11 protein-coding genes are annotated in these 14,011 nt (G+C 61.7%); 6 read left to right on the plus strand and 5 right to left on the minus strand.

The features are described 5' to 3' along the window. Positions 1 to 50: 50 nt before the first annotated feature. On the minus strand, positions 51 to 1,163 hold the full coding sequence (locus IYW40_RS12485; protein WP_196400800.1) for an amidinotransferase: 1,113 nt from the start codon (positions 1,161 to 1,163) through the stop codon (positions 51 to 53). 386 nt (positions 1,164 to 1,549) lie between these two features. Between IYW40_RS12485 and rpmI the strand changes: the two genes are divergently transcribed. Both rpmI and rplT read left to right on the plus strand, forming a co-directional pair. Then, complete coding sequence (rpmI, locus tag IYW40_RS12490; protein ID WP_014890449.1) at positions 1,550 to 1,750, plus strand: 50S ribosomal protein L35; 201 nt, start codon at positions 1,550 to 1,552, stop codon at positions 1,748 to 1,750. A 38-nt stretch (positions 1,751 to 1,788) separates the two neighbouring features. Then, on the plus strand, positions 1,789 to 2,154 hold the full coding sequence (gene rplT, locus IYW40_RS12495) for a 50S ribosomal protein L20 (protein ID WP_018409162.1): 366 nt from the start codon (positions 1,789 to 1,791) through the stop codon (positions 2,152 to 2,154). A gap of 100 nt (positions 2,155 to 2,254) precedes the next feature. Here rplT and IYW40_RS12500 read toward each other — a convergent pair whose 3' ends face one another. Next, positions 2,255 to 4,732 carry a hypothetical protein gene (locus IYW40_RS12500; protein ID WP_196400711.1) on the minus strand — a complete coding sequence of 826 codons (2,478 nt, stop codon included), beginning with the start codon at positions 4,730 to 4,732 and terminating at the stop codon, positions 2,255 to 2,257. Positions 4,733 to 4,867: 135 nt separating this feature from the next. Here IYW40_RS12500 and lpdA point away from each other — a divergent pair, with 135 nt between their 5' ends. Continuing rightward, positions 4,868 to 6,307, plus strand: a complete 1,440-nt coding sequence (lpdA, locus tag IYW40_RS12505; protein ID WP_196400712.1) for a dihydrolipoyl dehydrogenase — start codon at positions 4,868 to 4,870, stop codon at positions 6,305 to 6,307. Positions 6,308 to 6,544: 237 nt separating this feature from the next. Here the strand turns inward: lpdA and IYW40_RS12510 are convergent, their stop codons facing one another. Beyond that, positions 6,545 to 8,428 (minus strand): alpha/beta fold hydrolase, encoded by a 1,884-nt coding sequence (locus tag IYW40_RS12510; RefSeq protein WP_196400713.1) that lies wholly within the window; start codon positions 8,426 to 8,428, stop codon positions 6,545 to 6,547. Between the two features lie 147 nt (positions 8,429 to 8,575). On the opposite strand from IYW40_RS12510, the gene IYW40_RS12515 reads away from it, so the two are divergent. After that, on the plus strand, positions 8,576 to 9,121 hold the full coding sequence (locus IYW40_RS12515; RefSeq protein ID WP_196400714.1) for a peroxiredoxin: 546 nt from the start codon (positions 8,576 to 8,578) through the stop codon (positions 9,119 to 9,121). 85 nt (positions 9,122 to 9,206) lie between these two features. Here the strand turns inward: IYW40_RS12515 and irrA are convergent, their stop codons facing one another. Next, the gene (gene irrA / locus IYW40_RS12520) at positions 9,207 to 9,689 is read right to left on the minus strand and encodes an iron response transcriptional regulator IrrA (RefSeq protein WP_014890443.1); all 483 of its coding nucleotides are present in this window, start codon (positions 9,687 to 9,689) and stop codon (positions 9,207 to 9,209) included. Between the two features lie 138 nt (positions 9,690 to 9,827). Between irrA and IYW40_RS12525 the strand changes: the two genes are divergently transcribed. Continuing rightward, a complete protein-coding gene (locus IYW40_RS12525; RefSeq protein WP_246720780.1) occupies positions 9,828 to 11,045 on the plus strand; it encodes a lytic murein transglycosylase in 1,218 nt (405 codons plus the stop codon). A gap of 126 nt (positions 11,046 to 11,171) precedes the next feature. Here the strand turns inward: IYW40_RS12525 and IYW40_RS12530 are convergent, their stop codons facing one another. Then, positions 11,172 to 11,954 (minus strand): hypothetical protein, encoded by a 783-nt coding sequence (locus IYW40_RS12530; protein WP_196400715.1) that lies wholly within the window; start codon positions 11,952 to 11,954, stop codon positions 11,172 to 11,174. Positions 11,955 to 12,119: 165 nt separating this feature from the next. On the opposite strand from IYW40_RS12530, the gene IYW40_RS12535 reads away from it, so the two are divergent. Continuing rightward, positions 12,120 to 13,958 (plus strand): M3 family oligoendopeptidase, encoded by a 1,839-nt coding sequence (locus IYW40_RS12535; RefSeq protein ID WP_196400802.1) that lies wholly within the window; start codon positions 12,120 to 12,122, stop codon positions 13,956 to 13,958. Positions 13,959 to 14,011 lie beyond the last annotated feature (53 nt).

The raw sequence follows: 14,011 nt of genomic DNA on the forward strand, positions 1-14,011 counted from the left end.
TCGCCCGGCGCTCCTTGCCAGAAGCGTCGGGCGAAAGAAGCGCGATTGAATCAAAAATAGCTTTCGAGCGTTCCGCGCCGCCGCACGTCGAGCGTCGCGCAGTGGAACGCGCCGCCGAACGCCGCATAGTGCAGGAAGGGCGCCGGGATCGGCTCGTAGCCCCATTTCTCCATCTGCCGCATCATGTTGGTATGATGCGGATCGACGATGACGCGTTTCTCGTCGATCATCAGAATGTTCATGCTGAGCCATTTGCCGCACATCGAGGTGATCGCGAGAATGCGGTCGTTGATCGGATCGGGCTCCGGCGCGACGAGAATGTCCCATTTCTTCAAAATGTCGGGCAGTTCGTCGGGATCGATATATTCGGGATTGATGAGCACGCGACCCGGCCCCAGCGGCAGGATCGTGGTGTCGATATGCATCGGATTGGGGCAGCGGCTCTTGATCTCATGGATGCGATAGCCCTCGCCAAGATGGCGGCGCAGCCAGTCGATGCCCATGGCGTTCGTCACATTGGAGCGCGTGACGAAAATATCGCGGCCGCAGCGGAAGAAATCGGCGGCGTCGAACACCGGCTCGAACTCGGTGAGAATATAGCGGAGCGGCTCGCCCTTCTCGGGCAGCGTGAAATCGGGGTCGAAGAGTTCGTCGGTGAGTTGCGGCTTGGGCGCCGAGGTCCAACGCGCGCCGCGCTTAAAATAGTCCTTCAGGATCGGCCGATAGGAGTGCGTTTCGAAATAACGGCACGGCCAGGCCATGGGCGTTTCCAGAATCTCGTCGCCGAAGACGAGCATGGAATCGCGCGGGCAGGAATTGCAGAAGCCGCGCGACGACCAATAGGGCGTCGAAAATTTCGCCTTGTGATTGAAGGGCTCGGGCCGCGTCACCGTGACGCCGAGCGATTCGAGCACCTTGATGAAATTGTCGAGCTCCTGCTGCGCCGGCTCGATCATGAATTTCGGAAAGCGGAAGCCCGCAGCGAGCGACTGGGCGCGCGCGGCCATGCCGGGGATGTTGCAGGTGACGACCGGATGGTCGGAAGGAATTGTCGAGCCTTCGAGGCGGCCGACGATGATCTCCTCCAGTGGATCCCACTCATTGTGGGAATTGACTGGACAGTCCGCGGCAATCGCGGCCCCCATAGATGCATGCATATTCATAATGCGCCCCGGATCGTTTCCAGCGAGTGACATCTAGCGCTTTCCGATTGTTCTTCAATCTTACGAAAAAACGGCGTTAATTCTTGGTTCAACGTCGCGCTGCTTGGTCTTCCTCGCTCTGTTGCCGACTCAAGCCTTCTTGGCGGTCGGACTATGTCGCCAAGAGGCGGGGCCGTCTACTCCAGCCGCTCCCAAGGCTTGTCCTGGCGCTCCCAAGGCTTGCGCGGACTTGCGTTTCCCCCGGCATTGGGCAATAAACCGCGCTCTACAGAACCGCCCGGCCAGTGATGGGCTGCCGTGGCGGTTCTTTCGCTCGCGCGAACACGCGTCGTTCGGACCAATTTCCTGCGGCGCAAACAACAGGGCCCAGAGCCCGGGAGAGCAAAATGCCCAAACTGAAGACGAAATCCGGCGCGAAAAAGCGCTTCAAGATCACCGGCACCGGGAAAGTGGTCTACGCCCAGCAGGGCAAGCGCCACGGGATGATCAAGCGGACGAACAAGCAGATCAGAAATCTGCGCGGCACGAACGTCTTGTTCAAGACTGACGGCGACAACGTCAAGAAATACTTCCTGCCGAACGGCTGATCGCAAAGAGCGCACTATTTCCGCAAAGGAGTTTCGTCATGGCTCGCGTCAAACGCGGCGTCACATCGCACGCCAAGCACAAGAAGACCCTCAAGGCCGCCAAAGGTTTCTATGGCCGCCGCAAGAATACGATTCGCGCCGCCAAGGCCGCGGTCGACCGCTCGATGCAATATGCGACGCGCGACCGCAAGGCGAAGAAGCGCGTGTTCCGCGCGCTGTGGATCCAGCGGCTCAACGCCGCCGTGCGCGAGCACGGGCTGACCTATTCGCGGTTCATCGACGGGCTCGCCAAAGGCGGGATCGAAGTCGACCGCAAGGTTTTGTCGGATCTCGCCATCCACCAGCCGGAAGCCTTCGCGGCGATCGTGGCGCAGGCCAAATCGGCGTTGCCGCAGGCCGCCTAAGACTTATATCGCGAACACATTCGAGCCTCCCGCAGCCGGCTGCGGGAGGCTTTTCGTTTTGGAATGTTTTCTATTCTTGGACTGCCTATTGCCGGCGATTTCATCTCGCCCGCCCACGAATTTTGGGAGCGTCCGCCGCCGGCCGATTTGGCTCTTGAGCCGTAGGCGCGCTCTGTAATTCGGCTGGCGTTGACGGCACGGGCCAGCGTGTTGGCCGATCCATGACGAACTGATTGATCGCGCAAATGAACGAACTGAACATGAAGCCGCCATGGCTCATGAGCACATCGTCATAGGCGCGCATGTTCCAGAACGGGTCGTTCGCGCGCGTGATCGGGAGCATTCCCGCGAGCCGGAAGCCGTGAGTCATCTCGACCGCTGGATGACCGCCGCTGCCGCGAGGATTAGCAGGATCAAGATCGAGCGGCGGCGCCAGCGATGCGCTCTCCCACTGAGTGCCAAACGGCGGCGTCGCTCGTCGCGCGCGCGTGAGCCAATCATGGCTGATCTGGCAGTCTAACGAAGGATCGGATGCGATCTGCTCGTAGGGCGCCTGGTTGGGCGCCGCCCAACCAATGCTGCGGATTTCATGCGTCGTGCCGAGCTGGCGCGCCGGCATGCGATAAGTGTCGACGAGACTTACCGACGACCGCGGCGGATCGAGATGGCCGATTGTGCGCGAAGATTCGATATCCGTATTCTGGAAGGGAAGATCGCTCACGAATTCTCCGACCCTCTGCCAAAAGCTCAGCGCCCGCTGTTCTCGCCGGTTTGCAGGCAGCTCGAAGCTTTCGCAGGCGGCGCGCCAATCGCGCGCGGCGCCGGCGATCATCGCGCCAAGGGGACGGAGGTCGCCGCGAAAAAGCGGGAAAGCGAGATAGGTCGCGAGGTCAGACTTGATGCCGATTTTCTTTTTTCGATCGATATCCTCCACCGCTTGATCGAGCGCAAACGGCGTTCTTAGCGCCCCGCAGGCGCGCTCGTCGGGGTTCGGCGTCTCGTCATGGAAGATGAATTCCCCGGGTTTTTTTGCCTCTAGGAACCGCTTGTATCTCGCGCACATTTCGCTCGGCGAATTCAGATCCGGACCGAGCAAACTCAGTTTGTCGTGCATGGCTATGGCGCAGTCTGCCGGCCGAATCCCGCCGGGAGGCCAGGAATAGGCCGAGGTGACTGAAATCACGACAGGACTTTGATGAGCGGGAAAAAAGCGGTGACCCGCCATGAGGTCGCCTTCGCCCTCGAAGAAAGCGACTTTCTCCCAGACGGCGCGCTGAACATCAGTCCATTTGGAGGCTTCAGCCGCTGGGTTAATGAGAACCACGAGATCGCCGAGCGGGGGATAAAAATAGGCGTTGGCGCCCGGATGATTACGCACAGCCTTGATCAAATGGTCTTTCAAAGCCGTGGCCAACATGTTGCCGCCGAGGCTATGACCGATCACGATCATCTTGTTTGGATTGTCTCGTTGCTTTGCCTTCGTCCCGGGCTGTTTGTTGAGAACCTGCTCGATTTTTCTCAGCGCCATGAGGGCGTGCGGCGCAATATATTCGCTGACCGGTTTGCGGTCGAACAAGGTCAGCGTCGCGACGCCGGAAGCGAGCGAATCGCCCCAGGAATTGATCCAGTTCTTCCAGCACAAAGGCTTTTCGCTGGGTAAAACGCCGTTCGAGCAATGTGAGGCGTCGCCATCTAAGAGCGCGCCCACGCTATTGCCCAGGGCGATAAAGGGAAGATGCAGTCGCGTCTCGTTCAGGCGTGCGCCTCGCCAGCCGACGTACGCCGCCGTCACCTCGCGCCCGCAATGCTCGCTTTCGCCAGCGTTGCACCGGTCGCGAAGGTATCGCGCGACATGCGCCGCGTAAGCGCGAAGATCGGTGACATTGCCGTCTCCGATCGATGCATCATGCCGCCAGCCATGAACGAAGACGATTACATAATTGCTATGCTTGACGACATTCCCGAATTCGTCGCTGTGGGTCCGCTTTTCAACTGATCGAAGATGCGCGTTGAGCGCCTCAAGTTGTGTGATCGGCTTCCATTCGCTGCGCTCGATATAGCTCACGCGATCGGTCAATTCGTTCAGGGTAAACAGCTGATGAGGGTCCTTGATCAGCTCGAACGGCTCGCCCTCCTCCTTGAATTCCAGAAAGGCCAGCGTGTAGCCAAGCGGATTCGATCGATTGTTGGCATCAGCGCTGGGAACAGGAACTTCGTGACGCTGTATCGCGCATTGAAATCTCGTGTCCCAATGACCTGCCTCGTCCTTGAGCGCCGCTTCGTTTTCGGCGTTGCCATAAGCAGCGAGAATATTCCATGCCGGCGACGCGTAGTTCCCGTTTTCGCCGATCCGCATGTTGCAATCGCGCGAGTCGGGATCAAGAACGCGATAGGGGTGGTCCTTCGGCGTGGAAATGGCCCAAGCGGTCACGAGAACCATCAGAAAGGCCAAAAGCAAAAGACGCACGACAGTTATTGCGGCGCGCCAGATGAAACGAGCTGCGCGACGCAGACCAGTGAGGATCTTGAAAGAAAGTGAACGCAGCGAGCCGGTCGTAGATGCAAGACGGGCGCTCATTCAAAGCCCCCTTATGGTCACGTGACTGCAAACGCCTAAACAATATATGCTTTTCTCCAGGCCGTAAATTTTCGTGAATTTTTTAGGTTTGCCGACAACGCTGAAGACTGGGTCACTTGGAAGCTAGGACGAAGCATGGCCGACACATATGATCTCATCGTCATCGGCGGCGGACCCGGCGGCTATGTCGCCGCGATTCGCGCCGCGCAATTGGGGCTGAAGACGGCGGTCGTCGAGCGCGAACATCTTGGCGGCATTTGCCTGAACTGGGGATGCATCCCCACGAAAGCGCTGCTGCGCTCGGCCGAGGTCTATCGCCTCGCCAGCGAGGGCGAGCGGTTCGGCGTTTCGTCAGGCGCCCTGAGCGCCGACGTCGCGCGCATCGTGGCGCATTCGCGCGAGGCGGCGACGCGGCTCAATGGCGGCGTGGCGTTTCTGCTCAGGAAGAACAAGATCGACGTCATATGGGGCGAGGCGACGATCGCGGCAAAGGGCGAGGTGCGCGTCGCCGCGCCGACCAAATCGCCCACGCAGCCGCAATTGCCCTCGCCGAAAACGAGGCTCGACCATGGCGTTTATCAGGCGAAACACATCATCATCGCGACCGGCGCGCGCCCGCGCGTTCTGCCGGGCCTCGAGCCCGATGGACGACTCATCTGGACTTATTTCGAGGCGATGAAGCCGGAGCGCTTTCCAAAATCGCTGCTCATCGTCGGCGCCGGCGCCATCGGCGTCGAATTCGCCTCTTTCTATCGGACGTTCGGCGTCGAGGTCATTCTTGTCGAAGCGCTGCCGCATATTCTTCCGAGCGAAGACGAAGAGATCGCCGCTTTGGCGCATCGATCATTCAAGAAGCAGGGGATCGATATCCGCGTCGCGACGACGGTGACGGGCGTCGAGAAGAAGGCCGACAGCCTCGCCGTGACGCTGAAGCCCGCAGACGGCGAGATGGAGACGCTCGAAGTCGAGCGCGCGCTGTCGGCGATCGGCGTCGTCGCCAATGTCGAAAATCTCGGGCTGGAGGCGCTCGGCGTCGCCCTCGAGCGGGGCGTCATCAAGATCGACGGCTTCGGGCGCACCAATGTCGAAGGCGTTTACGCGATCGGCGATGTCGCCGGCGGCCCGATGCTTGCGCATAAGGCGGAGCATGAGGGCGTCACTTGCGTCGAGGCGATCGCCGGATTGGACGCGCACGCGCTCGACCGATCGCGCATTCCAGGCTGCACCTATTGCCATCCGCAGGTCGCGTCCGTCGGTCTGACCGAAGCGAAGGCGAAAGAGCAGGGGATTGACGTCAAGATCGGCCGCTTCCCCTATCTCGCCAATGGCAAGGCGATCGCGCTCGGCGAACTCGAAGGCGTCGTGAAGACGATCTTCGACGCCAAGAGCGGGAGGCTGCTCGGCGCGCATATTTTTGGGGTCGAAGCGACGGAACTGATTCAAGGCTTCGTTATCGCGATGAATCTCGAGACCACCGAAGAAGACTTGATCCGCACGATCTTTCCGCATCCGACGCTGTCGGAAACGATGCATGAAAGCGTGCTCGCCGCCTTCGGCCGCGCGATTCACGTTTGAGGCGACGTTCGGTTGAGCAGTTCGTCTGGGCTGTCATTCCCGGCAGGCCGAAGGCCTGACCGGGAATCCAGAGCCGATACAACAATGCTCGCTCTGCTCTGGATTCCCGATCGCGCAAAGCGCGTCGGGAATGACATCCGGGGAATTCAACGGAATGTTGCGAGGCGTGGCGCGCGCCGAGGGCGCCAGGCGCGGGTCGTCCCCAACGAAACTTCTGCACGCCGCCGTCCCCGCGCGTCAGCTCTGCAGCACATAGGTTCCCGGCGCGTCGCAGAGCGCTTCGGCCATCGCAGGCGGCGCGACTGGCGGGCCGGAACGGGCGGCGAGCCAGGCGCTCCATTCCGGCCACCACGATCCTTCCCTGACAGCCGCGATCTTCACCCACTCTGCGGGGTCGGCGTAATGCTCGCCGTCCACGCGGTTCGTGAAGCGGTATTCGCCGCGCTTCTTCTCGGGCGCCGAGACGATGCCGGCGTTATGCCCGCCGCTCGTCAGCAGGAAGGTGATCTGGGCGTCGACGAGCAGGTGGATCTTATAAACCGAACGCCAGGGCGCGACGTGATCGCGCTCCGTGCCGACGGCGAAAATCGGCGCGCGAATGTCGCTGAGCGCGACGGCGCCGCCGTTGACGCGCAGCCGGCCCTCGGCGAGATCGTTGTTGAGGAAGAGCCGCCGAAGATATTCCGAATGCATCTTGTAGGGCATGCGCGTGGCGTCGGCGTTCCAGGCCATCATGTCGGTCATCGGCTCGCGCTCGCCCATCAGATAGGATTTGAGCGCGTAGGACCAGACAAGATCATTGGAGCGCAGGAGCTGGAACGCGCCGGCCATCTCCTTGGAATCGAGAAAACCGTGCTCCCACATCAGATCTTCGAGAAAGTCGAGCTGGCTTTCATTGACGAAGAGCGTCAGTTCTCCGGCTTCGGTGAAATCGGTTTGCGCGGCGAGGAGCGTCACGCTCTTGAGCCGATCGTCATTGTCGCGCGCCATGGCCGCCGCGGCGATCGTGAGCAGCGTTCCGCCGAGGCAATAGCCGGCCGCATGTATCTTTCGGTCCGGCATGAGCCGCGAGATGACGTCGAGCGCGGCCATCACGCCGAGCCTGCGATAGGCTTCCATGTCGAGATCGCGATCTTCGGCGCTCGGATTGCGCCAGGAGATCATGAAGACCGTGAAGCCTTGCTCGGTCAAAAACCGCACGAGCGAATTATGCGGCGATAAATCGAGGATGTAATATTTCATGATCCAGGCGGGTGTGATGAGCACGGGCTCGGGCCGTACTGTCTCGGTTGCCGGCGCATATTGGATGAGCTCGATCAGCCGGTTGCGGTAGATCACCTTGCCGGGCGTGATCGCGACGTTCTGTCCAGGGACGAAGGCTTCGGCGCCGACAGGCCGCTTGCCGCCGGCGCGCCGCTCCATGTCTTCGAGAAAATTCTGCAGGCCATAGACGAGATTGACGCCGCCGGTCTCGAACGTGCGTTGCAGCGCCTCGGGATTCGTCAGCAGGAAATTCGACGGCGAGAACATGTCGAGCAATTGCCGCGAGGCGAATTCGACGACGTTTTCATGCTGCCTGGTGACGCCGCGGATGCCCGTGGTGGCGTTGTGCCACCACTGCTGATTGAGCAGAAAACCCTGGTAGAGCAACGCATAGGGCCAGCTTCGCCAGGCTTCGCCGGCAAATCTCTTATCCTGCGGCAGCGGTTCGATGCAGGGCGCGGCGTTGGGCTGCAGCGCGCAACGCCCGGCGTAATTGGCGAATCGCCAAGTTTTGCGCATCGCCTTTTCGGCAAGCTGCATCTGCTTTCCTGGCGCTGACGCGAGATGCGCCGCCCAGTCCCAATAGGCGCTCGCCATCGAGGCGGGCGAAAGGCCGCCGGTCAGATGGGCGACGCTCGCATGAAGCGAACGGTCGATGACATTGCTCAGCGCCGCGTAGCCGTATGAATCACTGTCGGTGGCGCGTTCCGCCGCCAGAAAGGCGCTGGGCCACGCTTCGACGAAGGCTTTCGACGCAAGGCTAGGAAAGTCATGAACACGGGAGGAGTGGGGAAGGCTGGAAGTTGTCTGCTCTGCGTGCGCAGGGTTCGGCTGCGCGGCATGGGGGTGCTTTGTCATCAAGGTCCTTTAAGCGGCGGGCGCTCGACTGGATTCTGATCTTATTTCGGGCAATGCTGCGCCGCAACATTGTGTTTCCCGGACTTGGCCGGGAGGCGAGCGCTACCATGTCCCTGTGAAGGAATGCCGACCGCTTAGGAGACCTTCATGAGAGCCATCGCCGTAGCCGCCCTATTAACTCTCGTCTCCAGCGCGGCGCTTGCCGCTCTCAAGCCCGGAGACGCCGCGCCCGACTTCAGTCTGGAGGCCGCGCAGGGCGGCAAGGAGTTCTCCTTCTCGCTGCGTCAGGCGCTCGAGAAGGGACCGGTCGTGCTGTATTTCTATCCGAAGTCGTTCACGAGCGTCTGCACGCTCGAGGCGCATGAATTCGCCGAAGCCATCGAGCAGTTCGCCGCCATGGGCGCCAGCGTCATCGGCGTGTCGAGCGACAAGATCGCCACGCAGCGGGAATTCTCGATGAAAGAGTGCCGGGACAAATTCCCCGTCGGGGCCGATCCGGGCTTCAAGGTGATCAACGCCTATGACGCCGGCTTCAAGGTTCCGGTCGCGGGAGCGATGTTCGCGAACCGCATCTCTTATGTCATCGCGCCCGGCGGGAAGATTCTGTCAGCGGTCGAGGATTCGGGCGCAACGAAGCATATTGAGAATGCGCTCGCCGTCGTGCGGCAGTGGCGCGACGCGCAGCGGAAATAAGCTGCGAGCAAGGGGCGATCGTCCGTATGCAAAGGCCAGCCGCCCGACGCGCTAAAGCAGCGCGCATCCCGCGGCGGGCTGTCGCTCACCCCCTCTTCGGGCGAATGCGGATGATCACGTCGCAGCCGACGATTTCCATCCCTTCCGGCGGCGCCGGCAGTCGCGTAAATTCGACAGAGCCATCGGCGGCGTCGAACATGCGGCCCGTCGCTTCATCCATGAAATGGTGGTGCGGCGAGGTGCGGGTGTGGAAATAGGTGCGGGGACCCTGCACGGCGATCTCGCGCAACAGCCCGGCTCCGGCGAACTGGTTGAGCGTGTTGTAGACCGTGGAGAGAGACATTGTTAGACCGGCTTCGCGCGCTTCGGCGTGCAAAGCCTCCGCGCTCACATGTCGATCGCCATTGCCGAAAAGCAGCCGGCTCAGAGCGAGCCGCTGAACGGTTGGACGCAGACCTGCGCCGCGCAGCCGGGCTTTGATTTCCGAGACCTTCGTTGCGCTCTCGGGGGATTGATCGCGCAGTTTGATCGAACGGTCGAAACTCGTAGTCGAAGGTTGATGAGTCATTCTTCGCGACAGGCGAGCATCACTCGCTCCCTATTCATACATTAAGCTTTTTTCAGTAGAGGGCAGCGCCCGCCCCCTGTCAAACGAAATGGCGGAAGGTGTAATATTTCCAAAGAAGCAGCAAAGGACTGGCTAATGATGCGGCGCCTTGAGCCAATACTCTGTGCAGGGATTGATCGACGTCAGATGCTCGGCGCGTCGGTTCGTGCGGTCGCCGCTCTCTGGCTTGCCGGAGGCAGCGCCAAAGCCGACACGTTCGAGGCGTTTTTGCAGGGCCTGTGGCCGTCGGCGCAGGCCGCCGGCGTCTCGCGCGAAACCTTCGACGCGGCGATCGCGGGACTTGCGCCGGACCCGTCGGTCTCGGCGAAGCCGCGCGCGCAGTCCGAGTTCACCATCTCGATTCCAGCCTATCTCGCCGGCGCTGTGACGAATGGTCGCGTGGCGCGCGGTCGTGCGGTCGCCGCCGAACTCGCGGGCCCGCTCGGTCGCGCCCAGTCGCGTCACGGCGTTCCAAGCGAGATCGTCGTCGCCATTCTGGGCGTCGAGAGCAATTTCGGAACGGCGGCCGGCGGCTCTGACGCGCTGCGCGTCCTGGCGTCGCTGGCGTGGAAGGGGCATCGCGCCGAAACCTTCATTGAGGAATTTGTCGCCGCGCTCGTGATGCTGGAGAAGGGCTACGCGACGCGCGCGCAGCTGCGCGGCTCCTGGGCCGGCGCCATGGGCCAACCACAGTTCATGCCCTCCGCCTATCTCAAATATGCCGAAAGCGACGAGGGCGGCGGCGCGCCGGACATCTGGCGCTCGCGCGGCGACGCCGTGGCCTCCATCGCCAATTTCCTGGCGAAATCCGGATGGGTCGCCGGATTGCCCGCCGTCGTCGAAGTGCGACTGCCCGAGGGGTTCGACTACGGCGCCTTCGATCTCGACTTCGCTCGCTGGCGGCAGCTCGGCGTGACGCGCGCCGACGGCGGCGCGCTCCCCGGCGGCGGCGCTGCAAGCCTTTATCTGCCGGCCGGCGCGAACGGCCCGGCCTTTCTGATCACCGACAATTTCGAAGTCATCCGCCAATACAATACGTCCGACGCCTATGCGATGTCGGTCGCGCTGCTCGCCGATCGCATCGCCGGCCGCGAGATCCCGATCGCGCCCTGGCCGAAGGTCGCGCCGCTGTCGACCGCCGACGTCAAGGCGATGCAGCAGCTGTTGACGGAGCGCGGATTCTATCGCGGCACGTTCGACGGCAAGCTCGGCCGCGCGAGCCGCAACGCCATCCACGCCTTTCAATTGAGCGCGGGCATACAGCCCGCCGACGGCTTTGCGACGAAGGACGTTCTGGCGCGGCTGCGCGGGCGCTAGAGCGCGCTGCGAAAAAGTGGAATCCGGTTTTTCGCGTAGAGCGCGCTCTAAGCTATTGGAATCGATCACGCTATTTGCATTTTGGCGAATCCGCCAAAATGCAGCGTGATCTAGAGTCGCTGCGGTTCAGACGTCGAGATCGCGGTAGACGGAGACTTCCCTTTCGCGCGCGATCCGCGCCGCATCGCCGGCGCGAAAGCCGCGCCAGACGTCGAAGGCCATGACCAGCGTCGTGAACAGTCCGGAAATTTTCCCGACGATGAAGCTGAAGGGAAAAATGAGACGGTCGGGCGGAAGAATGAATTGCGCGCCAAGAAAGATGAGCGCTGCGTTGACGAAATAGGCCGGCCGGAACAGCGATTTTTCTTCCCAGGCGCTTTGCGCATAGCTGCGCGAATTCTTCTTCACCGTGCGGTTATAGGCGGGATTGGGAAACATGCCCCAAAGGCGCCGTTTGGGCGGAAGCGCATTCGGCCCCGCGAGCAGCGCGCGATAGCTTTGACGCACCGAGGAATGCGCAAGCAGCGCGAGAACGATGTTGGCGATCACGAACGCGAATTTGAGCTGCAGGAACGAGAACGACAGTTGCGCGGCGAGGTCGACGAAAAACAAATGGGTGAATGCGTTCAGCACGAAGGCGGAGCGATGAAAGCTCGCGCGGTTGATGTCTTGAACCTTCTCGTCGATGAAAGTCGCGCCCGCCTTGGTCTCGGCGCGTTCCTTGAGGGTCAGCCGATCATAGTCGTCGGTCTTGAACCGCTTCGCGATCTCGCCAATCGTTTCGAGCGGCGGCCCGCGCTTGATCTTGAAGGTCGCTCTGTTGAGGAAAGTTGAGATACGCGCGAAAATATCTCGCGCCATGGCGTAACGCGACGTGACCGAACTGAGAAAATCGGGCTCTCCCGCCATTGCGCGCACCTAAGCTGATTCTTTCGCCCCCATATTGTTATAGACGCAACTGGCGCGGGCGCCGACCCTGACCACATGTTGATCCCGTCCGGCCTCTTGCCATATTTAAGCTTATCCCGATCCTCGCGCCTTCGCTTGTCGGAGCCGCCCATTTTGGTCCCCGCCATGTTCAGCGCCCGTTCTTTCGCCCATTCGATCGCCGAAGCTCCCGCCGCGAAAACTGCGGAACGACTGCCGGAATGGAATCTCGCCGATCTTTATCCGGGCGCCGATTCTCCCCAGGTCGCCGCCGATCTCGCCAAGGCCGCGCAGGAGGTTGCGCAATTCGGCAAGGATTATCGCGGCCGGCTGGAGTCGCTGGCTAAAGGCGCCGACGCCAGCGTCAAGCTCGGCGAGGCGCTCGCGCGATATGAAGCGCTGCAGGACGTGCTCGGGCGGCTGATGTCCTTCGCCGGCCTGCTCTATAGCGGCGACACCACCGATCCCGCGCGCGCGAAATTCTATGGCGACGTGCAGGAGAAGGTCACCAACGCTTCGGCGCAGCTGCTGTTTTTTCAGCTTGAGCTCAATCGGATGGACGACGCCGCGCTGATGGCCGCGGCCGGCAAGGAGCCGCTCTCGCGCTGGAAGCCGTGGCTCGAAGACATCCGCAAGGAGAAGCCGTACGAACTCGAGGACAAGCTCGAAGAGCTGTTCCACGAGAAATATATCTCCGGCGCGGCCGCCTGGAATCGTCTTTTCGACGAGACCATCGCCGGGTTGCGCTTCAAGGTCGCGGGCGAGGAGCTCGCGATCGAGCCCGTGCTCAATTTGATGCAGGATTCGCGCGAAGAGACGCGCCGCGAAGCGGCGCAGGCCATCGGCGTGACGCTCAAAAACAATCTGCGCACCTTCTCGCTCATCACCAATACGTTGGCGAAGGACAAGGAAATCTCGGATCGCTGGCGCGGCTTCCAGGACGTCGCCGATTCGCGCCATCTCTCCAACCGCGTCGAGCGCGAGGTCGTCGAGGCGCTCGCGCAAGCGGTGGAGGCCGCGCATCCCCGCTTGTCGCATCGCTATTACAAGCTCAAGGCGAAATGGTTCGGCAAGGACGCGCTCGACTATTGGGATCGCAGCGCGCCGCTGCCGTCGACGCCGGCCAAGCGCTATTCCTGGCCGGAGGCGCGCGACATCGTGCTCGAGGCTTACGACGGATTTGCGCCGCGCATGGCGGAGATCGCCGGGCGCTTCTTTGAGAAGAACTGGATCGACGCGCCGGTGCGGCCGGGCAAGGCGCCGGGCGCCTTCTCACATCCGACCGTGCCCTCCGCGCATCCCTATGTGCTGCTGAATTTTCAAGGAAAGACGCGGGACGTGATGACGCTCGCGCATGAACTCGGCCATGGCGTGCATCAGGTGCTTGCGGCCCGACAGGGCGCCTTGATGGCGCCGACCCCGCTGACGCTCGCGGAGACGGCGTCCGTCTTCGGCGAAATGCTCACTTTCCGCGCGCTCATCGCGCAAGCGTCGGATAAGGCGCAAAAGCGGGCGCTGCTCGCCTCCAAGGTGGAGGACATGCTCAATACCGTGGTGCGGCAGATGGCGTTTTACGCTTTCGAGCGAAAGGTGCATAACGCGCGACGCGAAGGCGAATTGACCGCAGATCAGATCTGCGAACTATGGATGAGCGTGCAGGCCGAAAGCTTTGGCCCTTCAATCCGCCTGGGCCCCGGCTATGAGACCTTCTGGGCCTATATCCCGCATTTCATCCATTCGCCCTTCTACGTCTACGCCTATGCGTTCGGCGATTGCCTGGTGAATTCGCTCTACGGCGTTTATCAAAAGGCGCATGAAGGATTCGCCGAGCGCTATTTCGCTTTGCTCGAAGCGGGTGGCGCCAAGCCTTACGCCGAGCTTCTCAAGCCTTTCGGATTGGACGCGCGGGATCCGGCGTTCTGGAACATCGGCCTTGAAATGATCGAAGGCCTGATCGCGGAACTCGAAGCGATGGAGGACGCCTAATCGGCGCGTCCAACGCCAAACGAAAACGCCGGCGTTGAGCCGGCGTTTGTTAT

The sequence above is a fragment of the Methylocystis sp. H4A genome, assembly GCF_015709545.1.
Classification (GTDB): Bacteria; Pseudomonadota; Alphaproteobacteria; order Rhizobiales; family Beijerinckiaceae; genus Methylocystis; species Methylocystis silviterrae.